The organism is Streptomyces sp. NRRL S-378 (assembly GCF_000720645.1).
Lineage (GTDB): Bacteria > Actinomycetota > Actinomycetes > Streptomycetales > Streptomycetaceae > Streptomyces.
The window spans coordinates 1-21,053 of sequence record NZ_JOBX01000003.1 but is presented as its reverse complement, the minus strand read 5'-3'; the positions used below and the strand labels follow the sequence as shown (position 1 = coordinate 21,053).

The window sequence follows — 21,053 nt, the reverse complement described above, 5'->3', positions numbered from 1 at the left end:
TGCCCTCCCGGGGTGGACCGGGACAATGCGGCCCCCCGTATGCCCCCCACAGGCCTTGTGCCGATCACGCGAGCTGGGCATGGTGCAAGAGGGTTACCTGAACTTCATGTGCTTGAGGAACTCTTGACTCACGTTCGTACGTACTATTACCGGCCATGCCAGTTGGGCCGCCGAGGCAGTACGGGGGAGAGCACATGCGTCACTTTGGGCACGTATCGCCCACGGTCCGTAAGGACCTCTTCCACCAGGAACCGGCGGAATTCACCGGAGCCGCACCCGCCCGCGTCCTCGCGGCGGCCCTCGGGGCGACGCTCTACAGCCCCGCCACCCGCCCCGCGCTCGCCGCAGACGTCCGCAAGCAGGCCCGCCGCGGCGTCGTCTCCATGGTCCTCTGCCTGGAGGATTCCATCAGCGACGGCGACGTGACCGGAGCCGAGGAGAACCTCGTCCGCCAGTTCGCCGACCTCGACGGCGACGCCGCCGAGGTCCCGCTGCTCTTCATCCGCGTCCGTACGCCCGAGCAGATCCCGGACCTGGCGCGCCGCCTGGGCCGCTCCGTGCGGCACCTGGCCGGATTCGTACTCCCCAAGTTCGACGAGCGGCGCGGCATCCCCTTCCTCGAAGCCGTCGCCGACGCGGAGGCCGCGACCGGAAAGGACCGGCTGTATGCCATGCCCGTCCTGGAGACCCCGGAGCTCCTCCACCTCGAAACCCGCGTCGAGGCCCTCGCCGGCATCTCCCGCACGATCAACAGCCACCGCGAGCGGGTCCTCGCGCTCCGTCTCGGCGTGACCGACTTCTGCTCCGCCTACGGCCTGCGCCGCACCCCCGACATGACCGCCTACGACGTCCAGATCGTCGCCGGCGTCATCGCGGACGTCGTCAACGTCCTCAGCAGGGCCGACGGCACCGGCTTCACCGTGACCGGCCCCGTCTGGGAGTACTTCCGCAGCCAGCAGCGCCTCTTCAAGCCCCAGCTGCGCCGCAGCCCCTTCCTGGAGGAGGGCGTCGAGGAACTGCGCACCGCGCTCATCGAACACGACCTGGACGGACTGCTCCGCGAGATCGAGCTCGACAGGGCCAACGGCCTGCTCGGCAAGACCTGCATCCACCCCGCCCACGTCCCGCCCGTGCACGCCCTGTCGGTCGTCTCCCACGAGGAGTTCTGCGACGCCCAGGACATCCTGCGACCCGAGCGCGGCGGCGGCGGGGTGATGCGATCTGCTTATACGAACAAAATGAACGAGGTGAAGCCCCACCGGGCCTGGGCCGAGCGCACCATGCTGCGCGCCGAGGTCTTCGGTGTGGCGAGGGAGCAGGTCGGCTTCGTCGACCTGCTCACGGCCGGGCTCCAGGTATGAGCGGGCCCGTGCCGAAGCGGACGACGAGGAAGGACGAGACGATCGACGAGGTGTGGTCGGGTACCTGGGTCGCGGACCGGCTGGGAGTCGCCCTGCACGACTCCGAAGGGGGCCCGCGGCCCGGACCGCGGCTGAGCCCGCGGCTCACGGACCTGCTCGGACTGGCCCTGCGGCGCAACCCCAAGCGCGCGCACCTGCTGGTCTCGCAGGTCCTGGGCAAGCACGTCCCGCAGTCCCCGCACACGGTGTACGCGGCCGGGTACGGGCTCGGGACACGCGTACGGGCACTGCTCGGCGAGGAGGCCGCCGAGGCGGCCGTGGTCCTCGGCTACGCCGAGACCGCCACCGGGCTCGGCCACTGCGTCGCCGACGGCCTGGGCCCCGCCCCGTACCTGCACTCCACCCGCCGGCCCGTGCCGGGCGTCGCGGCCGCGGGCGGCTTCGAGGAGGCGCACTCGCACGCCACCTCCCACCTGCTGCTGCCCGAGGACCCCGCGCTGCTCGCGGGCGACGGGCCGCTGGTCCTCGTCGACGACGAGTTCTCCACCGGCAACACGGTCCTGAACACCATCCGCGACCTCCACGCCCGCCACCCCCGCTCGCGCTACGTGGTCGTCGCCCTCGTCGACATGCGTTCCCCGGCCGACCGCGAGCGGCTCACGGCCTTCGCCGCCGAGCTGGGCGCCCGCGTGGACCTGATCGCCCTCGCCTCGGGCACCGTGTCCCTCCCGGACGGGGTCCTGGCCAAGGGCCAGGCCCTGGTGGAGCAGCACGAGGCCGAGGGCCGGGCACCGGTGGAGCAGCACGAGCCCGCCGCCTCCCCGCCCGCGGCGGCCCCGCCGGCGACCCCGGAGGTCGTCCGGGTGGACCTGGGCTGGCCGCGGGGACTTCCCGACGGCGGCCGCCACGGCTTCACCCCCGCGCACCGGCAGCGTCTGGAAGCCGCCCTTCCGGACCTCGCCGCCCGGCTCACGGCCGCGCTCGGCACCGACCCCGGGCGGGTCCTCGTACTCGGCAACGAGGAGCTGATGTACGCGCCCCTGCGCCTGGCCAAGGCACTGGAGGAGACCGGCGCGGCCCGCGAGGTCCGCTTCTCCACCACCACCCGCTCCCCGGTCCTCGCCGTGGACGACCCGGGCTACGCCATCCGCACCCGGCTCGTCTTCCCGGCCCACGACACCCCCGCCGACGGCCCCGGCGACCGCTACGCCTACAACGTCGCCCGCCCCGCGCACGGCTCCGGCTCCGGCTTCGACACCGTGGTCGTCGTCGTGGACTCGGCCGGCGACACCCCCGAACTGCACACCGGACTCCTCGCGGCCCTCGCCCCGCACACCGGCCGCCTCGTCCTGGCCGTCGTCCCGTCCTACATACCGCCCCGGGCCGCCGTACCGTCCGTACTCCCCGTGGCGTCCCGCACGTCCCACCATCGGCAGGAGCCGACCATGCCCGAGCCTCTGCGCGGCCCCGCCTTCTCCTCCTACGCCCCCGAGGACGTCGGCTGGCTGCTCCAGGACCTCTCCGGCGTCCGGCTCGAAGCCCCGACCGAGGAGCGCGAGGAGGCCATCCAGGCGGGCGGCGCCCACTACGCCGAGTCCCTGCCCGTCGAGTACCAGCCCTCGCCCCAGTACCAGGAGCTCTACCGCAGCGCGCTGACCGCCTCGGCCGCCCGTGTGGCCCGCGCCGTCGGCACGGTCACCGAGACCGTCCTCGCCGAACGCTCCCCCTCCCCGGTCCTGGTCTCCCTGGCCCGGGCCGGTACCCCCGTCGGCGTCCTGATGCGCCGCTGGGCCCGCGTCCGGCACGGCCTGGACCTGCCGCACTACGCCGTCTCCATCGTGCGCGGCCGCGGCATCGACGCCAACGCCCTGCGCTGGCTGGCCGCCCACCACGACCCCGCCGACGTCGTCTTCGTCGACGGCTGGACCGGCAAGGGCGCCATCACCCGCGAGCTGAAGGAAGCCCTGCAGGAGTTCCCCGGCTTCGACCCGGAGATCGTCGTCCTCGCCGACCCCGGCTCCTGCGTGCCCACCTACGGCACCCGCGAGGACTTCCTGATCCCCTCCGCCTGTCTCAATTCCACCGTCTCCGGACTCATCTCGCGTACGGTTCTCAGGTCCGACCTGGTCGGACCCGCCGACTTCCACGGCGCGAAGTTCTACCGCGAGCTCGCCGGAGCCGACGTCTCCGTCGAATTCGTCGACGCCGTCGCCGCCCACTTCGAAGAAGTGGCGGACGCCGTCGACGAGGAGGTCAAGGAACTCCTCGCGGCCGACCGCACTCCCACCTGGGAGGGCTGGGCGGCGGTCGAGCGGATCAGCGAGGAGTACGGCATCCACGACGTGAACCTCGTCAAGCCCGGCGTCGGCGAGACCACCCGCGTGCTGCTGCGCCGGGTGCCGTGGAAGATCCTGGCGCAGCGCGGCGCCGGGGCCGACCTGGACCACGTACGCCTGCTCGCCGAGCAGCGCGGCGTCCCGGTGGAAGAGGTCGACGGCCTGCCCTACACCTGCGTCGGCCTCATCCACCCCCGATTCACGCGCGGCGCCACCGGCGCCGACGGAAAGGCTGTGGCCTCCAAGTGACCGTCCTCGTAGCCAGTGACCTCGACCGTACGCTCATCTACTCGACGGCCGCCCTCGGTCTGACCATGCCCGACCCGGTCGCCCCGAGGCTGCTGTGCGTCGAGGTCCACGAGAACAAGCCGCTGTCCTACATGACGGAGACGGCCGCGGCCCTGCTGGCGGAGCTCACCGAGGACCCGTACGTCGTCTTCGTCCCCACCACCACCCGCACGCGCAAGCAGTACCAGCGCATCCGCTTCCCCGGCCGCCCCGCCCGGTACGCGATCTGCGCCAATGGCGGACAGCTCCTCGTCGACGGCGTACCGGACCGCGACTGGCGGCGGCAGGTCGCGGCGCGCCTCGCCGAGGAGTGCGCCCCGCTGGAGGAGGTCCACGAGCACCTGCTGGCCGCCGCCGACCCGGCGTGGCTGCGCAAGGCCCGGCTCGCCGAAGACCTCTTCGCGTACCTCGTCGTCGAACGCGCCCTGGTCCCCGACGAATGGCTCAAGTCCCTGGCCGAGTGGGCCGGCGCCCGCGGCTGGACGGTCTCCCTCCAGGGCCGGAAGATCTACGCCGTGCCGCGCCCGCTCACCAAGAGCGCGGCGATGCACGAGGTCGCCCGCCGGACCGGAGCGACCACGACTCTGGCCGCCGGCGACTCGCTCCTCGACGCCGATCTGCTGCTCGCCGCCGACGCCGCCTGGCGCCCCGGCCACGGCGAACTGGCCGACGCGCAGTGGACCGCGCCCTCGGTGACGGCCCTCACCGAGGCGGGCGTCCTGGCGGGCGAGGAAATGGTGCGGGCCTTCTCCCGCGAGGCCGCGCGGCTCGGCAGACTGGACGCATGAGCAAAGGCAACAGCACGAAGATCACGGACGAGCTGTACCAGTACATGCTCGACCACAACCCCCCGCTGGACGCCGTCCAGCGGGGGCTCGTGGCGAGGACGTACGCCAAGTTCCCCGACGTCGCAGGGATGCAGTCCGCGGAGGAGCAGGGGCCGCTGCTGGCCTTCCTCGTCCGCCTGACCGGCGCCCGCCACATCGTCGAGGTCGGCACCTTCACCGGCTTCTCGGCCCTGTCGATGGCCCAGGCCCTGCCGCCCGACGGCCGCCTCATCGCCTGCGACGTCTCCGAGGAATGGACGGCGTACGGCAGGGAGGCCTGGGAGGAGGCAGGCGTCGCGGACCGCATCGATCTGCGCATCGCGCCAGCCCTGGAGACCTTGCGCGCGATGCCCGCCGAGCCCCACATCGACATGGCCTATGTGGACGCCGACAAGGAGAGCCAGATCTCCTACTGGGAGGAGCTCGTCCCGAGACTCCGCCCCGGCGGCCTGATCGTCACGGACAACACGCTGTTCCACGGCACGGTCCTCGACGAATCGGCCACCGGCTCGGCGGCGGGCGTGCGCGCCTTCAACGCCCACGTCGCGGCGGACCCGCGCATGGACTCCGTCCTGCTGGCGATCTCGGACGGCCTGACGCTCTCGCGCAAGCGGTAGCGGTCGCGCGGTCCCCGCCAGCGGTAGCGGTAGGGCGGAAGGCGGGCGGCGGCGGGGCGGTAGCGCGGCAGGTGGCAGTCGGCAGGCGCTCGGCGGACGGTGGAGCCGGGGGTCAGCCGCAGCCGCCGCCCCCGCAGCAGCCCCCGCCTCCGCCGCCGCCCATGGGACGGGCGGGCGCGGGAGCGCTGCTCGCCCCGCCCACGGCGACCGCGGACAGCAGCTTGACGGTGTCGGCGTGCCCGGCCGGGCAGTCGGCGGGGGCGGAGGACTCGGCCATGGGACGGCTCACCTCAAAGGTGTCGTCGCAGGTCCGGCAGCGGAATTCGTAACGAGGCATGCGCACAGGCTAAGCGCGCCCGCCGCCCCCGCGCTACGGCTCTCAGGCGGTGTCGGGCCGCGCGAGCCGACCCTGCGCCAGGCGTGCCCGGTCCTCCCGGGCCGCCTGCTCGGGGTGGCGGGCACGCCAGTACGGATTGTCGTGCGGCAGCGCACTGCCCACCCGCCCGTACATCCCGAACCACATCAGCATCACGCCGACGACGAAGCTGAACAGCACGTTCTGGATCTTGAACGCCAGGAAGTTCAGCCCGGTGTCCAGCAGCGCGAGGTTCACGAAGCCGCTCGCGATGAACAGCACGCCCAGCACGATGTTCAGCGTCGAGGCGAAGGTCCCGCCCACCACCATCCCGAAGATCAGCAGGCCGCCGATGCAGATCGACAGGACGCTCAGCGCGCCGTTGGTGTTCAGCGCGAGCACCGTGTCGCCGCCCGTGTCGAAGAACCCGATCCGGTCGACCAGGCCCAGGATCCCGAAGACCACCAGCAGCAGACCCGTCAGCCCCGCCCCGACCCGGTACACCTGGCTGAGCTTGTGATCGATGGGCAGGTGCTCGTCGAGCCGGGCGTTGACGGGGTGCAGCGCCCGCTGCACGCGCCGCGCCACCGGGTGCGGATCCTGCGGTACGACCGGCCCGTACGGCTCGTGGGCCACGTAGGGCGCGTAGTGCTCGTGGGGCTCGGTGCACCCGTACGTCGCGTGGGGCGCGTACGGCGCGTGGGACACCGGGGGTACCTGGGATGCACGCGGCTTGTGGAAGGTGTGGGCAGCCATGGAGGCCTCCTCTGCTCCGCCCCGTACCCCCAGCATCCGCCGCCCACCGCCCCACGACAACCGGCCTGGGGAGCCGCGGCGGCCGGAGGAGGCCGTGCGCGCCCTGAAGCCCTGATCCCTGAAGTCCTGATCCCTGAAGTCCTGAAGGGGGGCGGGGGAGGGGAGTGGGGAACCGCCTAGGCTTGGCCGCGCTCCTCCCGGATCCCGGTCACCACCTCGTTCACCGAGGCGCGTACGGCCTCCATCTCCTGCAGGAACGCCCAGTAGTCCGGGTGCCGCCCCTCCAGCCCCTCCAACGCCCGGCCCACCCGGGCCACCGCATCGTCCAGCGGCCGCGCATGCCGCGGATCCGGCACACTGCGGCCCGCCATCGCCAGCCGCTGCGCGTCCCGGATCGCGAAGCGGGTCCGGTCCACCTCCGCCTGCGGGTCCCGCGCCACCGCCTCCAGCCGCGTCAGCCGGTCCTGCGCAGCCGACACCGCCTCGTCCGTCGCGTCCAGCGCCCCGCGGACCGCCTCGATCAGCGTCCCCACATCCCCCCAGCGCTGCTCGTCACGCGCCCGGCCGGCCTCCCGCAACCGCTCCTCGGCCCGCGCCACGTCCCGTACCGCCTGGTCCGGCACGTGCTGCAGGTCCTGCCAGCACGCCGCACTGAACCGCCGCCGCAGCTCGCTGAGCACCGGGTCCACCCGGTCCGCCCGATTGCGCAACGCCTGCGCCCGCGTCCGCAGGCTCACCAGCCGCCGGTCGATCTCCGCCGCCCGCTCGGGCAGCCGCGCCGCCTCGGCCCGTATGGCCTCCGCGTCGCGCAGGATCCGGTCCGCCCGCTGCACCGTCTCCTGCACCCCGTGCTGCGCCGCGCCCTGGTTCAGCTTGGTCAGCTCCGGCCCCAGCGCTGCCAGCCGCGCCGCCAGGTCGTCCGCCCGCATCCCCTTGGCCCGTACGGCATCCAGCGCGTCGCTGGCCCCGATCAGCGCGGCCCTGGCCCGCTCCCGGGCCGGCGCGACCCGCGCCAGCTGCGTCTCGGCCTTGTCCAGCAGCGGCTGCAGGCCCTGCGCGAACCGCTCCAGTTCCCCCTTGACCCGCACCAGTTCCTCGCGGGCGCGGGTCAGCTGGTCCCGCGCCCGCGTGGCCACCGAGGCGTCCAACTCCGCCCGGTCCAGGTCGTGCGCGTCGACCGCCTCGATGTAGACATGGCTGACCTGGTCGATGCGCTGCCCGAGCGCGGCGAACCCCTCGGTCGCCTGCCGTGCCGCGGGCGAACCGTCCGCCGCGGCGATGGTCTCGATCGAGATCCGCAGATCCCGCTGCGCCGTGTCCAGCTCGTAGAACGCGGCCGCGGCGGCGTCCTTGGCCGCCTGCGCATCCGCCCGCCGCCCCTCGTCCCGCCCACCGAACCACCGCCGGGATGCCGTCGTCACAGTCCCTCTCCCGTACGTGTCCGCCATGCCCCGGTCCATTCTCTCCCACGGGAACCGGTTTGCGTGGGGGGCCTGCCCGCCATGTAGGCTGTCCACTCATCCACGGGTGCGTAGCTCAGGGGTAGAGCGCTGCTCTTACAAAGCAGATGTCGGCGGTTCGAAACCGTCCGCGCCCACCGTGCTTGACCAGGCACTTCTTGATAACGGGCTTCCGGAAGACTCTCCGGGAGCCCGTTTTGTCTTGGCCGCTGGCAGACCCGGTACGGCCGACCTCACTGCTCTGCTGGAACGTCTGGTTCCCGGCACCTGGTGCTGCCAGGACGGCCGGCGGCCTCGCCGGTAGAAGGTCTGCGCCCACCAGGTAGGTTTCCCGTGTGTCTACCTGTGAGAGAGCCGCCGGGCCCGCGGCCGTCCGGCCGAGCCGCCGGGCCTTTCCGGCGGTGCTGCTGGCGCTGTCGGCGGTACTGTCGGGCTGTTCCAGCGCGGGAGCTCCCGAACGGTCGGCAGGGGGCTCAGCCGCGCGTGAAAGCCTTCCGGAGCAGAGTACGGCCCCTCCCGGCCCCACAGCGCTGGCCGTCTCTCCGGTTGCTCAGCGACTGATCCCGGCGCGGGGCAAGTACTTCGGCATCAGCACGCTCAAGACGCCGTGGTCGCCCCAGGAGACGGACATGGTGGCGCAGCGGGCGGGTGTGCGGCCGAACCTGCTGGAGTACTTCGCGAAGTGGACCGAGGGCTACCGCCGGGAAGCCGTCGACGCGACGTATCAGCAGGGTGCTGTCCCGCTGCTGACGTGGGAGCCCTGGGGCTCGGTGGCGGCCGGGACGGAGCAGCCGCAGTACGCGCTGGCGGAGATTGCCAACGGCCGCCACGACGCCTACATCAGGCGCTTCGCCCAAGACGTGAAGGCACACGGCCGGCCGGTGATCCTGCGGTTCGCGCACGAGATGAACGGCACGTGGTTCCCGTGGGCGGAGCGGCGCAACGGGAACAGCGCCGGCGAGTACGTGCAGGCCTGGCGCCACGTCCACGACATCTTCACCGAGGTCGGCGTCCGCAACGTGGCCTGGCAGTGGAGCCCGAACATTCTGCGCACGGTGGAGAAGGTCCGTCTGCAGCCGCTGTACCCCGGTGACGAGTACGTCGACATCATCGGCCTGAGCGGCTACAGCAAGCACGAGCTGCGGGCCGCGGACGTCTTCGAGCCGGCTCTCCAGGAGATGCGGGCGTTCACTCGGAGGCCTGTCCTGATCGCGGAGACCGGCGCTCGGCCCGGCGACGACAAGGCCCTGTGGATCGCGGACTTCTTCGCCTGGCTGCGGGAGCGCCCCGACGTGATCGGTTTCGTGTGGTTCGAACGGAGCATCGATCAGGGGGGCAAGCAGGACTGGCGGTTCGCGGAGACCGCCGAGACGCAGAACGCCTTCCGCGGGGGGCTCGCCGACCTGGACCTTGCGGACGCCCCGGGCGGCGAGCCGGTCCCGTCGGGCTGAGCGTCAGTCTGTTCTCCCCGCCTCACCGGGCGTTGTGCGGCGCAGGACGCCGAACACTTCGGGCGCGAGGACGTGGCGGCCGACGGCCGCGGGGTTGCTCGGGGCGGTTCCCGGTCCGGCCTTCTCCACCAGGTCGGTCACGCGCAGGACGTCACCGTGGTCGTCGGCCTCTTGCGGGCGTACGGCAGCGCATCCCGGTCCGTCTCGGTAGTCCTCAAGGGCGGGCTCGTTGCGGCCCGTGACCACGAGGACGTCGTCGAGGCCGCCGGCCGCCCGCCGGCCCCTCCACGACGGGCCGCGTTTGCCTGGGCTGGTGGAGAGGGTCAGCCGGACCGTCCGGCGGTGGACACGAGGTCGATTCCGCCGAGCCCCGTCCTGAAGGACTGGGTCGTCGCCGCGTCGGTGGTGAAGCGCCAGTCGGCGCCGCCGCCCTCGTTCTCACTGCGCTCGAACCAGATGAACCCGATGACGTCCGGCACCTTGTCGAGCCAGGTGAAGAAGTCCGCGGTCCAGGGTGCCTTGAGGGGGCCGGGCCGGGCCCCGGTCTCGGTGATGAGCACCGGGTGGGCGGCGAACTTGCGCAGGGCTTCCAGGGTGGGGTCGAACACCTGGGCGGCATTCTTCTCTTCTGCCGCGTAGCCGACCAGGCCGACCCAGTCGACGTACTCCTTACCGGGGTACAGGGCCTGGAGGCTCACCTTCGGTACGGGGCGCAGGATGTTCGGACTCCACACCCAGATGACGTTCTCCGCTCCGGCGGCCTTGAAGAGCCCGTGGATGTGCTGCCACGCCTTGATGTAATCGCCCGGCTTGTTGCCGCTGCGCTGCTCGGACCAGGGATACCAGTTGCCGTTCATCTCATGGGCGAAGCGCAGGGCGACGGGCCACTTGTGCTCACCGACGCCCTTGGCGAAACGACTGATGTACGCATCGTGCTCTCCCGCCGCGATGGACGCGAGGGAGTACACGGGCTGGTCCAACCCCGCCTTGGGGCCAGCCCAGGGTTCCCAGGAGAGCACGGGCAGCATGCCCTGCCGGTAGGAGGCGTCGACCGCCTCCGGCCTGAAGTCCTCCGTCCACTTGACGAAGTACTCGACCATGGTGGGGCGGGTGCCGGCTGCGGTGGCCACCTTGTCGATCTCTGAGGTGGACCACGGCGCTTCGAAGGTGCTGACGCCGAAGTGCTTGCCCTTCGGCGCGAGGAAGTCCGCGCGATTCGGTATCGGCTTGTCGGGCGAACCCGGCTTGAGCCGTTCGGTGAGGCCCGGCTTGTTCTCCTGCTGTCCGAATCCCGCGAAGGCGGGGGCCGCGTTGGACTGCACCAGCAGGTAGACGCCGTAGCTGAGCCCGCACAGCAGCACCAGGTTGAAGGCCATCCACAGGCGAAGCCGGATGCCCGTACCGCGGTTCCACCAGTGCAGGCGCTTGCGGCGCCGACTGTTGACCCTGGCCCTAGACACTCATCATCACCGATCCGAACAGCAGGGCTGCGCCGAGGAGGTAGGGGACGACGACCAAGGGGCTGCGGGCGCTCTCACCGGCGAAGCTGTCGGCGCGCGTGCCCCAGCTCGCGTTGTGCGCCATGCGGAAGAACCCCAGCAGCCGTACGGGCAGCAGAAGGAACGTGTTGATCAGCATGAAGACCGGGAGGAAGAGCATGTCCTGGGGGCGGTAGGCGAAGTGCCTGCCGAACCTGACCGCCATGGAGAGGATGGACATGACGGCCGCGAGGGCCAGGATGAAGAGCAGTGCGTGCCAGTTCACCTCGGGCAGCGGCAGCTCGTTGTATATACCGGGCTTGTCCCGCTGGAAGGCGGAGACTCCCCATGACGCGAACGTGCCGAGCAGGACGAACGGGACGAGGATGTCGGCCATGTAGAAGAGCCAAAGGATCTTGGCGTGCCGGAGCATCCACCAGAACATGCGCATCGTGTTGTACTGCGAACCGCGCGCCCAGCGGTACTGCTGCTTCGCCAGCTTCTTCAGTTCCAGGGGAGCGTCCGTGTACACGAGGGACGTGGACTGGTAGACGCACTTGTATCCGGCCTTGAGCGCGTAGTTCGTCAGGGTCCGGTCGTCGCTCACCTCGAGGAAGACTCCCAGGAACTTCTCGTTCAGGAAGTCTTCCATGCATGTGTCGAGTATGTGCTTGCGGAACGCGATGGTGCGGCCGGGCAGGCAGCCGACGGTGCCCACGACGCTCATGGCGGGCATGGAGTACTGGCACCGGACGCTCTCCAGCCAGTCCGCCCAGCGGGTCAGGACGGAACGGCCGGGGTCCAGGATGCGCTGGCGGGTGGTGACGCCGCCGATTTTGCGGTGGCGGAACGGCTTGATCAGCTCGGTCAGGGTGTCCTTGGTCCAGATGGTGTCCGAGTCGACGAGCACCGCGATCTGACCCGTGGCGTGCTCCAGGCCGACGCGCAGGGCATTGCGCTTGCCGGGGATCTCGGTCCAGAGCCACATCACGCCGACGTCGTTGCAGATCCGTTCGAGCTCGAGGTTCTGTCGACCGTTGATCACGACGATGATCTCCGTCGGCTGCTGGTCGATGATGCGCTGGAGGACCGACCTGAACAGGTCCTCGGGCTCGTCGACCACCGGGATGATGACGGAAGTGGAGGCGCTGTAGGTCCGGGTCCAGGGCTTGTAGCGGCGGGCCAGCAGGATGCGAAGCACCCAGAGTGCCCAGATCATGGTCATGAAAACGGCGAACGGGTAGATACTCCCGTGATTCCACCATTCTCTGATCTCAAGCAAGAACGCGAGCATGTGCCATCCCCGGAACCGGGCTGTCAGGCGCAGGGCGCGTGACCGCACATGTCCCGTCTGTGTGTAGAACGAGTGAAGAGATTGCGACGGCTCTGTCGAGCGAATTCTCAGGACTCGGTCAAGCTATGGGAGCTAACCAGTCTCCGAACTGTCTCAATTCGGTCATTACGACCCAATGGCCTCGACTGTGAAGCCCAATCGTTCCAGGATTGATGTCGAAATGATGCCCGATCCGTTACAACCCTTCTCGGGTCGCCACTGTAGGTCGTCTGGTGAATTCGTGGGACTTCTGTGGGTTTAAGGTGTTGATCCAAACCGCGAAACAACCGCACACAGGGCGGCTGACCGAGGGGGCCGCATGCCTTTCCGCGTCACAGTAATAGGGACCGGCTACCTCGGTGCCACGCACGCGGCCTGCATGGCCGAGATCGGACACGAGGTGCTCGGGGTCGATGTCGACCCGGAGAAGGTCGCCGCACTGCAGGCCGGCCGGGCGCCCTTCTACGAGCCCGGTTTGGAGGGCCTCCTCGCCAAGCATGTGGCCAGTGGCCGCCTGCGGTTCACCACGTCCTACGAGGAAGCGGCCGCATTCGGCGACGTGCACTTCGCCTGCGTGGGAACGCCGCAGGTCAAGAACGGCTATGCGGCGGACGTGCGCTACGTCGACGCGGTGATCGAGCAACTCGCGCCCCATCTGAAGCGGCCGTGCCTGGTGGTGGGCAAGTCGACCGTGCCGGTGGGTACGGCCTCTCGCCTCGCCGATCGGCTGGCCGAACTCGCACCGGTCGGCGAACTCGCCGAGCTGGCCTGGAACCCCGAGTTCCTGCGCGAAGGCTTCGCGATCGAAGACACCCTCAGCCCCGACCGGCTGGTCTTCGGCGTACGGTCCGACACGTCACGAACGACCCTCGAAGAGGTCTATCGCCAGGTAACCGACAGGGGGACCCCCGTCGTCGTCACCGACTTCCCGACCGCAGAGCTCGTCAAGACGTCCGCCAACGCCTTCCTCGCCACCAAGATTTCCTTCATCAACGCCATGGCGGAGGTCTGTGAGGCCGGCGGGGCCGACGTCGGCAAGCTTGCCGAGGCGCTCTCCCACGACGAACGCATCGGCGGCCGGTTCCTGCGGCCCGGTGTCGGATTCGGCGGCGGCTGCCTACCCAAGGACATCCGCGCATTCATGGCCCGGGCCGGAGAGCTCGGTGTCGATCAGGCCCTCACCTTCCTCCGGGAGGTGGACGCCATCAACATGCGCCGCCGTACGCGTACCGTCGAACTGGCGCGGGAACAGTGCGACGGGCAGTTCCTGGGCCGCAGGATCGCCGTGCTCGGCGCCGCGTTCAAGCCCGACTCCGACGATGTGAGGGACTCACCCGCGCTCAACGTGGCGGGCCGGATCCAGCTGATGGGGGGTGACGTCACGGTCTACGACCCCGTGGCCATGGACAACGCGCGCAAGTCCTTCCCGAGCCTCGGCTATGCCCAGAGCCTCAAGGACGCACTGCAGGGGGCGCATCTCGTCCTCCTGCTGACCGAATGGGAAGAGTTCCGCAATGTGAATCCGGAGCCGCTTCGCGATGTGGTCGCCGTACCGCGTGTCGTCGACGGCCGTGGAGTACTGGATCCCGCGCAGTGGCGTCGGGCCGGATGGACCTATCGGGCACTCGGTCGGCCGTGACACACCCCCCTCCGGGGGGGGCGGGAGGAAACGCGCTGATCGACATTGCGGAAACTCACGAACCGAAGGTGTCGCCAGTGCCGGGCAGAGGCGCGTGATTGCGCCATGGCGAACTCGCGCGCCTGCAGCGTCACGCAGGGCACCTTCGGTTGCCGCTCCCACCCGGCGAAGGAGCTTCGGACAGGCCCCATCTGCACCTCGAAGACGGCAGCGGACTCCGTCGGCCCGGTCCTGGAGCGCACTGACGAAGGGTGAGCCCGGAGGGCTCGGTGCGTCAGGCCGGGCTGAGGTCAGGGCTGCCCGAGTCCAGGCGGAACGGTGGCTGCTCGTCGGTGCCGAGCAGCAGGGAGCAGTAAGGGCTGACGCGTGTTCCCACGTATGACGCCGACGTTGAATCGAAGAGCGGTCACGGATATCGGCCGGTGACGAGGGTCGAAGAAAGCGACCAGGCTCACCAGCAGGAAAGCGATCTGCAGGAAGAACAGGGAGATGTGGTGCGGGCTGGTGAAATCTATTTCACCAGCCAAATCCATCGCAGGGCGTAGGAGGGGGTGGAAAGCGTGACCGTCACATCATTTCTTGTGCGGGCCGCCCCGGCAGGGCCGTGCGAGCGGATTGCTTTTGCCACGAGACCCCGCAACGCGGATATGGGTCATGCCACTGGATCGCGTGAGGGAATCCGTGACGTGACGGGCGCGCATCTCCCCTGACATGCGAAGACCCCCGGCCCGGTGGGGCGGGGGTCTTTCGGTCGGCTCAGGCGTTGGGGCGCTTGCCGTGGTTGGCCTTCTTCTTCTTGCGGGCTCGCTTCTTGTTGCCTCGCTTGGCCATGGTGACAGTCTCCCTACTCTCGGTGACCTTCATGACGCCGCCAGTCTAGGCCCGGGCCGCCGTGTCCGCATCAGCACCGCGGAGTCCGCGGTCTTGGCCGCTGCGCGGGGGCGTGGGATCGTCGGAGGATGGGCGACTGGCTCGCGTGGGGCGCGGTGGCCGCGGCGGTGCTCGCGGCCGTGCTGGTACTGGTGGTCACGGAGCGCTCCCTGGGCGCGGGCTTCGAGCGGAAACGCAACGAGGAGCGGGAACGGCTGCTCGCGCACCTCGCCGGAACCGCCGGGCCCGACGACGCCGCGGCAGGGCCCACCCTCGCCGTGCCGGGGCCCCGGAAGTTCGAGGACGTCGGCGGCATCCGGACCCCGGACATGCACGCGCAACTCGGCGACCGGCGGGACGACTTCACCCCGATCCTCGTCGAGTACTACGCCTACGGACTCACGCAGGCGCGCAGCAGCTTCGGGACTAGCCAGCGGTTCGCAGGCGCGGGGGCGGCGATCCTGCTCCTCGGCATCGGGCTCGCCGTCCGGAAGGCCGAAGCAGGCGGAGAGCTGTACCTCGGCATCGTCACCAGCGCGACGGGCCTGGTCACCACCCTGATCGGTCAGCTCTTCCACCGGCGGGCCGACATCGCCCTGCGGCACATGGCCGACCAGACCGCCGCGCTGCGCGACGACCGCAGGGCCGCCGAGACGACCCAGCAGGCCATCGGGCTGCTGGAGACGGTCGACGACCCGGAGCTGAGGGCCCGCCTCCAGGCCGGCCTGATCATGAAGCTTTCCGGGGCCGAACTGCCCCGGTGAGCGGGATAGTGGAGATATGTGCCGATCGATCAAGACCCTGCGTCCGCCCGCCATCCCCGAGAAGGCCACCGAGGAGGAGATCCGGGCCGCCGCCCTGCAGTACGTACGGAAGGTGTCCGGGTTCCGGGTGCCCGCCGCGCACAACCGCGAGGTGTTCGACGCGGCGGTGGACGCCGTCGCCGAGGCCACCGCGGCCCTGCTCGACGGCGTCCACGTACGGGGGCAGACCACCCCGGCGTGATCGGCTGACTACGCGGCGGCGCGGCGGCGCAGCACCCACACCCCGCCGACCAAGGCGCCCACGGCGAGGGTGCCGCCGATGGCGATCTGGGCCGGGCTCATCGAGCCGACGCTGCCGCCCGTTCCGCCGCGCGCGGCACCCGTGGTGACCTGGAGGGAGACGGAGACGCTCTCGCCGCCCGGGCCTCCGCACTCGAAGGTGACCCGGTGCGTGCCGGGAATGGCGTTCGAGAAGACCGTGGCGTTGCCGAAGAGGTTGGTGGCCTCGAGGTTGCCGGGAGTCAGCCGCACCTCGTTGAACGCGGTCGACGTGACCCGGGCGACCTTGGTGCCGCACCCCGTGACGTTCAGGGCGACCCGGCCGCCCGGGGCGACCGCGGTGGGGGAGACGCTGGCGGACGGGGCCGCGTAGGCGAGCGTGACGGGTGTGGCAGCGGTGACGATGAGGGCGGCGGCCGCGGCGGTCATCAGACGGCGCGGAGCGGCGGACCGCGGACGGGGCGCGGTGGCCGGCGGCTGGGCGAGCGACGTGGCGGGCATGGAGAGAACTCCTCGGCTCCTCGAAACGGCGCGACCGGGCCACGGATGTGACGCGGATTCGGTTGCGCACCATGCTCCGGACGCTAAGAGCCCGGGCCGGAAGCGGCGATCGGGGCCGGGTGAACGGGTGAGCAACTGCTCCGCCCGGGTGAGCCCGCGCCCGAATCCGGCGCTCGCCCCGGAGCGTGTCCGGCGGATCGACCGGACGTCACCCCCCCCACGCCCCCTGCGCCCCTGCGCCCCTGCGTCCCTACGCTGCCTGCGCCCGCTACGCCGCCGGGGACGCGGCCGGAGCCGAGGGCGGGCGGCGTACGAGGAAGGCCGCCAGCGCGCCCGCGGCGAACAGGGCGACGATCGACACCGCCGTGCCCAGCCACTGCGTACCCAACCACTGGGTGCCGAAATAGCCGAGAGCCACGCTGTAGCCGGCCCACGCCATGCCCGCCAGGACCGACCAGGGCAAGAACTCCGCCACCTTGCGCTGGGTCTTGCCCGCACCCAGGGACACCACGCTGCGCCCCGCCGGGGCGAAGCGCGCGATCACCACCAGGGCCCCGCCACCGCGCGCGAGGGCCGCGCCCAGGCGCTCCTGGGCGCGCGTCAGCCGACGCGAGCGGGCGATGGCCCGGTCCAGCCTGGCCCCGCCGCGCCGACCCAGCCGGTACGCGGCCATGTCACCCAGCACCGACGCCGTCGTCGCGATCACGAGCAGCAGCAGGATGTCCGGCACCTGCTCCGGCCCCGGGACCGGCACCGGACCCGCCGCACCGGCGGCCGCCGCGGCCGCCGCAGCGGTGATCACCAGCACCCCGCTCGGCAGCACGGGGAGGAAGACGTCGAGCACGACGGACACCGCCACCAGGGCGTAGATCCATGGGCTCGCGGTCAGCGACCCCAGAGTCTCAAACAAAGCGGGACTCCCCAGTCCGGTTGACGTGCTGCGGCATGAAGCGCCGCGACGTCGCGGGGGAGCGGCAGGGGCGGCTGACAGCCATACAGCGTACGCCCGGCACTCCCGCCCCGGGTCTCCGGGGCGCATCGTGCACCACCGCCGTGTCCCCTCCGTCGCCATCCATCCCGCCCCGCACCCACCGCGCCTGCCGGAGGCAGCTATTCCGCCGCGGTGAGCTCCCGGTCCAGCACCGTCACCAACCGGGCACGCTGACGCCGCTTGTGCGCCTGGTCCAGCCGCAGCCGCGCCGTCCGCCCGGACAGCGCCAGTGTCATCAGCTGGTTCCCGAACCACGGACCGCCCGTACGCCGCCAGTTCAGCGGCGGCCGCCCCGTCCGCCCGTGCAGCGAGAAGCCACGTCCCAGCCACCGGCCCGTTCGCGACCAGCCCAGCCGGAAACCCCACTTCACCACGGTATGAATGGAATTGTGAACCGGCGAACAGGTCAGCTGGAACACCCGTGCCGTGCTCGGTATTCGGGGCTCGGCCACATACGCGTGGTGCACGTCCCCCGACAGCACGCACACCGTCGCCGGCGCCCGCGGCCCCGTCCCCACCTCCTCGATCAGATCCGTCAGCGCCGCGAACGACGCCGGGAACGCCGCCCAGTGCTCCAGATCGCTGCGCCGCCGCAGATCCTCACCGATCCGGGCCCACCGCGGCCCGCGCTCACCGCGGCACAGCGCCGCATTCCACGTCTCCGCGTCGTGGATCAGCGGCGGCATCAACCAGGGCAGCGAGGACCCGATCAGCAGGTGGTCGTAATTCCCGTGCCCTGCCAGCGCGTTCTCCCGCAGCCACTGCTGCTCCGCCGGATCGAGCATCGCCCGCCCGTCCTCGGCCAGCACCCGCGCCGCCCGCGTGTCCACCATCAGCAGCCTGGTCCGCCCGAAGTCGCGCCGGTAGCTCCAGCGCACCGAGGCCGGATCGGCGTCCGCCGCGGACGCGAAGGCCCGTAGCGCGTCCGTGCCGTCCTTGTCCTCGCGGACCGCTCCGTAGAGCCCGTCGGCCGCCAGCTCGGCCGGCGAGAGGTTGCCCAGGTGCTGGTAGACCCAGTACGACATCAGGCCGCTGAGCACGCGCTCCCGCCACCACGGTGTCGCCCGCATCTCGGCGAGCCACGCCGCGCTCGTGTTCCAGTCGTCGATGACGTCGTGGTCGTCGAATATGTGCAGGCTCGGGACCGTCGACAGCAGCCAGCGGATCTCCGGATCGAGCCACGACTCGTAGTAGAGCCGGGTGTACTCCTCATAGTCGGCGACCTGAGCGCCGGGAGCCTCCCGCAGATCACGGCGGGCGGCGAGCCACTGCCGGGTCTCCTGCGACAGGGCATCCGCGTACACCTGGTCGCCGAGCAGCAGCAGGAGCTCCGGGCGCTCCGCCTCCGGGTCGGCGGCCAGCCGCGCCGCGAGGGTGTCGAGCGCGTCCGCGCCGTGCGGCCCGTGCCGGCCGGCGGGCGGCGCGGCCTGACGGCAGGAGCCGAAGGTGACGCGCAGCCCGGGCCCGGGCCGACCCGGGCCCGCCACGGCCGGAGTGGTGATCGTGCTCGGCGGGAAGCCGGTGTCGGGCAGCGGCCACACCTGCCGCCCGTCGAGCAGCACCTCATACGCCGTCGTGGCACCCGGCGTCAGGCCGGTCACGGTCACCAGCGCGTAGTGGTGTCCGGCTATCTGGAAGGTCCGCGTGCTGCCGCCGGCCCCGTCCGCGCACCGCACCTCGGCCGTGCACGGGCGGTCCGCCTCGACCCATACCGTGGCCGCTCCGCCCGTCTCCCAGTCGACGTGGCGCAGCAGTGGACCCAGACGCAATCCGGCCATGCAACTCCCCCTCCTCCGTAGCCCCTTCGATCACGGTACGACGGGGAGGGGGAGCCACGCCTCCCCCTGACGGGGGAAAGATCGACCGGCGGGGCGGGCGGCGGCGGGCCGGCGTCCGACGACCGGTCCGTCAGCAGTCGGTCAGCAGTCGGTCAGCGGCCCTTCAGCAGCCGTTCAGGACGTTGACCAGGGCCGTCTTCTCGCCCGAGTCCATGCTCAGGCCCCAGTACTGCTTCACGTTGACCCACATGCGCGCGTACGTACAGCGGTAGGCCGTGCGCGGCGGCAGCCACTTGCCCGGGTCGAGGTCGCCCTTGGCCTGGTTGACGTTGTCGGTGACCGCGATGAGCTGGGGGCGGGAGAGGTCGTTGGCGAACTGCTGGCGCTTGGACGTGGTCCAGGAGGAGGCGCCGGACCGCCAGGCCTCGGCGAGCGGGACGACGTGGTCGATGTCGAGGTCGGAGGCGACCGTCCACGTGGCGCCGTCGTACTCCGAGTACCAGCTGCCGCTCACCGCGGCGCAGGAGGAGTCCTGGACGACGTTCACCCCGTCGCGCTTCAGCACGGTCTCGCGGGTGTTGCAGGTGCCGGAGACGGTGCTCCAGTGCGGGAAGAGGTCGCGGCTGTAGCCGCTGGTGGACCCTTCCGTCTTCGGCGTGACCGTCGCCAGGTAGGCGCGGGCGGCCGAGGCGCTCATGGGGGTGGGCGGGGCGGCCTGGGCGGCCGGGGCGTTGAGGAGGGAGGTGAGTGCGGCCAGCGCAGCAGCTGACGCGAGCACGCCAACTCGACGCGCGTAGACGTGGGGTACGAGTGCCATGAGGGGCTCCCTGGGTGCGGGGGGTTCGGCCGTGTCGCCCCGGCGGGGCTCGGCCATGCTGGCGCCATCGGGTTGCGAGGGGATGGGCGCCAGATGACAGCGTGGCGACATGGGCACGTCACATCAAGCCACGCAAGGCCCCTGATTTAAATGGAAGTTGAGATTCCGCAGTCGGCGGGACCTCGTGGCGGACGAAGGGCCGGGGACAAGGCCGGGCAGGCCGGGACCAAAGACCCATGACGGCCGGCCGTCGGCGTCGCGTACTCTGTTCGGAGCAGAAGGGGAGTAGCTCTTCGCCGGACCGTCGACATACTGCTGGGTCACCCAGCCGGCGCCCGGAGGCAAGCCGTGAGCAGCGGCCGGCCAGCGAGACCTTCGGCCGCAGTGTCCTGTCCCGGCGTGGGCGCGTTCCGTACGCGCACGCGCAAGCCAGGGTGCCGCCGAGCCGAAGCGACCCCTGACACACCCCAGGTCTCTCGGTACCGATGGCGTCCTGCCCGACCGATTGAGGTTCCACCCCCGTGTTCAGCTTCAGCATCACGGCGATCGCCTTCGGCGTCGTCTTCCTTGCCGAACTCCCCGACAAGACGGCCCTCGCCGGCCTGATGCTCGGCACCCGCTACCGCGCCTCCTACGTGTTCGCGGGCGTCGCCGCCGCCTTCGCCGTGCACGTCGCCCTCGCCATCGCGGCCGGCAGCGTGCTCACCCTGCTCCCGCACCGCCTCGTCCAGGCCGTCGTCGGCGTCCTCTTCCGGGGCCGGCTTCATGCTGATCCTGGTGGCGGAGTTCGGTGACCTGACCCAGATCATGACCGCCAACCTGGCGGCACGGTACGACGACCCCGTCTCCGTCGGCATCGGCGCCGTGCTGGCCCTGTGGGCGGTCGCGGGCATCGGCATCCTGGGCGGCCGCACCCTGATGAAGTACGTACCCCTGCGGCTGATCACCAAGATCGCGGCAGGCGTGATGGCGGCGCTGGCCGTGTTCTCGCTGTACGAGGCGATCGCGGGCTGACCGGCCCGGGCGCGGTGCGTGTCCGGGGTCGGCCGCGGAGCACGGGGTCGGCCGCGCGGCACCGGGTCGGCGGCGTGGCCCCGGGGTCGGCCGCGTGGCCCCGGGCGGGCCGAGCGGCAGGGGCGAGGCGGGGGTGGG

General features: G+C 71.2%; 19 protein-coding genes, 1 tRNA gene and 1 pseudogene. 10 read left to right on the top strand and 11 right to left on the bottom strand.

From position 1 onward, the window contains the following. Positions 1-194: 194 nt before the first annotated feature. The 4 genes from IH80_RS0103190 to IH80_RS0103175 are packed head-to-tail and all read left to right on the top strand — an operon-like array spanning position 195 to position 5,429. On the top strand, positions 195-1,361 hold the full coding sequence (locus tag IH80_RS0103190) for an HpcH/HpaI aldolase/citrate lyase family protein (RefSeq protein ID WP_030957492.1): 1,167 nt from the start codon (positions 195-197) through the stop codon (positions 1,359-1,361). Between the two features lie 8 nt (positions 1,362-1,369). Next, a complete protein-coding gene (locus tag IH80_RS0103185) occupies positions 1,370-3,946 on the top strand; it encodes a phosphoribosyltransferase (protein ID WP_234432107.1) in 2,577 nt (858 codons plus the stop codon). Further along, positions 3,943-4,773: a hypothetical protein gene (locus IH80_RS0103180; protein WP_030957489.1), complete on the top strand. Its 831-nt coding sequence runs from the start codon at positions 3,943-3,945 to the stop codon at positions 4,771-4,773. Before IH80_RS0103185 ends, IH80_RS0103180 begins: the two co-directional genes overlap by 4 nt. Beyond that, positions 4,770-5,429 (top strand): O-methyltransferase, encoded by a 660-nt coding sequence (locus IH80_RS0103175; RefSeq protein ID WP_030957488.1) that lies wholly within the window; start codon positions 4,770-4,772, stop codon positions 5,427-5,429. The genes IH80_RS0103180 and IH80_RS0103175 overlap by 4 nt, the downstream gene beginning before the upstream one ends. A gap of 112 nt (positions 5,430-5,541) precedes the next feature. Here IH80_RS0103175 and IH80_RS0103170 read toward each other — a convergent pair whose 3' ends face one another. The 3 genes from IH80_RS0103170 to IH80_RS0103160 all read right to left on the bottom strand — a co-directional run bounded on the left by IH80_RS0103170 (position 5,542) and on the right by IH80_RS0103160 (position 8,000). After that, positions 5,542-5,766: an FmdB family zinc ribbon protein gene (locus tag IH80_RS0103170; RefSeq protein WP_030957486.1), complete on the bottom strand. Its 225-nt coding sequence runs from the start codon at positions 5,764-5,766 to the stop codon at positions 5,542-5,544. 42 nt (positions 5,767-5,808) lie between these two features. Next, the gene (locus tag IH80_RS38780) at positions 5,809-6,540 is read right to left on the bottom strand and encodes a DUF4383 domain-containing protein (RefSeq protein ID WP_030957484.1); all 732 of its coding nucleotides are present in this window, start codon (positions 6,538-6,540) and stop codon (positions 5,809-5,811) included. A gap of 176 nt (positions 6,541-6,716) precedes the next feature. Further along, positions 6,717-8,000, bottom strand: coding sequence for a hypothetical protein (locus IH80_RS0103160; protein ID WP_030957483.1), 1,284 nt, complete (start codon positions 7,998-8,000; stop codon positions 6,717-6,719). Positions 8,001-8,065: 65 nt separating this feature from the next. Between IH80_RS0103160 and IH80_RS0103155 the strand changes: the two genes are divergently transcribed. Continuing rightward, positions 8,066-8,137 (top strand) — tRNA-Val (locus tag IH80_RS0103155). 492 nt (positions 8,138-8,629) lie between these two features. Continuing rightward, positions 8,630-9,451, top strand: coding sequence for a glycoside hydrolase family 26 protein (locus tag IH80_RS0103150; RefSeq protein WP_234432106.1), 822 nt, complete (start codon positions 8,630-8,632; stop codon positions 9,449-9,451). Positions 9,452-9,454: 3 nt separating this feature from the next. Here the strand turns inward: IH80_RS0103150 and IH80_RS45255 are convergent, their stop codons facing one another. From IH80_RS45255 to IH80_RS0103135, 3 genes are all read right to left on the bottom strand, one after another. Beyond that, complete coding sequence (locus IH80_RS45255; RefSeq protein ID WP_030957480.1) at positions 9,455-9,697, bottom strand: hypothetical protein; 243 nt, start codon at positions 9,695-9,697, stop codon at positions 9,455-9,457. Positions 9,698-9,774: 77 nt separating this feature from the next. Then, positions 9,775-10,911 carry a glycoside hydrolase family 26 protein gene (locus IH80_RS0103140; protein WP_234432105.1) on the bottom strand — a complete coding sequence of 379 codons (1,137 nt, stop codon included), beginning with the start codon at positions 10,909-10,911 and terminating at the stop codon, positions 9,775-9,777. Next, the gene (locus tag IH80_RS0103135; RefSeq protein ID WP_234432104.1) at positions 10,904-12,154 is read right to left on the bottom strand and encodes a glycosyltransferase family 2 protein; all 1,251 of its coding nucleotides are present in this window, start codon (positions 12,152-12,154) and stop codon (positions 10,904-10,906) included. The genes IH80_RS0103140 and IH80_RS0103135 overlap by 8 nt, the downstream gene beginning before the upstream one ends. A gap of 427 nt (positions 12,155-12,581) precedes the next feature. Here IH80_RS0103135 and IH80_RS0103130 point away from each other — a divergent pair, with 427 nt between their 5' ends. After that, a complete protein-coding gene (locus IH80_RS0103130; protein ID WP_030957474.1) occupies positions 12,582-13,901 on the top strand; it encodes a UDP-glucose dehydrogenase family protein in 1,320 nt (439 codons plus the stop codon). A 756-nt stretch (positions 13,902-14,657) separates the two neighbouring features. Here IH80_RS0103130 and IH80_RS47310 read toward each other — a convergent pair. Continuing rightward, on the bottom strand, positions 14,658-14,732 hold the full coding sequence (locus tag IH80_RS47310) for a 50S ribosomal protein bL37 (RefSeq protein WP_099895366.1): 75 nt from the start codon (positions 14,730-14,732) through the stop codon (positions 14,658-14,660). A 128-nt stretch (positions 14,733-14,860) separates the two neighbouring features. Between IH80_RS47310 and IH80_RS0103120 the strand changes: the two genes are divergently transcribed. Together IH80_RS0103120 and IH80_RS0103115 are read left to right on the top strand one after the other, a co-directional pair. Continuing rightward, on the top strand, positions 14,861-15,535 hold the full coding sequence (locus IH80_RS0103120; RefSeq protein WP_234432103.1) for a TRADD-N-associated membrane domain-containing protein: 675 nt from the start codon (positions 14,861-14,863) through the stop codon (positions 15,533-15,535). 16 nt (positions 15,536-15,551) lie between these two features. Further along, positions 15,552-15,776: a DUF2277 domain-containing protein gene (locus IH80_RS0103115; protein ID WP_030957472.1), complete on the top strand. Its 225-nt coding sequence runs from the start codon at positions 15,552-15,554 to the stop codon at positions 15,774-15,776. Positions 15,777-15,784: 8 nt separating this feature from the next. On the opposite strand, the gene IH80_RS0103110 is transcribed toward IH80_RS0103115, so the two are convergent. The 4 genes from IH80_RS0103110 to IH80_RS0103095 form a co-directional block, all read right to left on the bottom strand. After that, positions 15,785-16,315, bottom strand: a complete 531-nt coding sequence (locus IH80_RS0103110; RefSeq protein ID WP_234432102.1) for a hypothetical protein — start codon at positions 16,313-16,315, stop codon at positions 15,785-15,787. Positions 16,316-16,583: 268 nt separating this feature from the next. Continuing rightward, positions 16,584-17,225, bottom strand: a complete 642-nt coding sequence (locus tag IH80_RS0103105) for a DedA family protein (protein WP_078906303.1) — start codon at positions 17,223-17,225, stop codon at positions 16,584-16,586. Between the two features lie 200 nt (positions 17,226-17,425). Further along, positions 17,426-19,084, bottom strand: coding sequence for an alkaline phosphatase D family protein (locus tag IH80_RS0103100; RefSeq protein WP_030957466.1), 1,659 nt, complete (start codon positions 19,082-19,084; stop codon positions 17,426-17,428). Positions 19,085-19,247: 163 nt separating this feature from the next. Then, complete coding sequence (locus tag IH80_RS0103095) at positions 19,248-19,901, bottom strand: HNH endonuclease family protein (RefSeq protein WP_030957465.1); 654 nt, start codon at positions 19,899-19,901, stop codon at positions 19,248-19,250. A gap of 521 nt (positions 19,902-20,422) precedes the next feature. Between IH80_RS0103095 and IH80_RS38775 the strand changes: the two are divergent. Then, positions 20,423-20,915: pseudogene (locus IH80_RS38775) on the top strand (TMEM165/GDT1 family protein). The last annotated feature ends 138 nt before the right edge of the window (positions 20,916-21,053 follow it).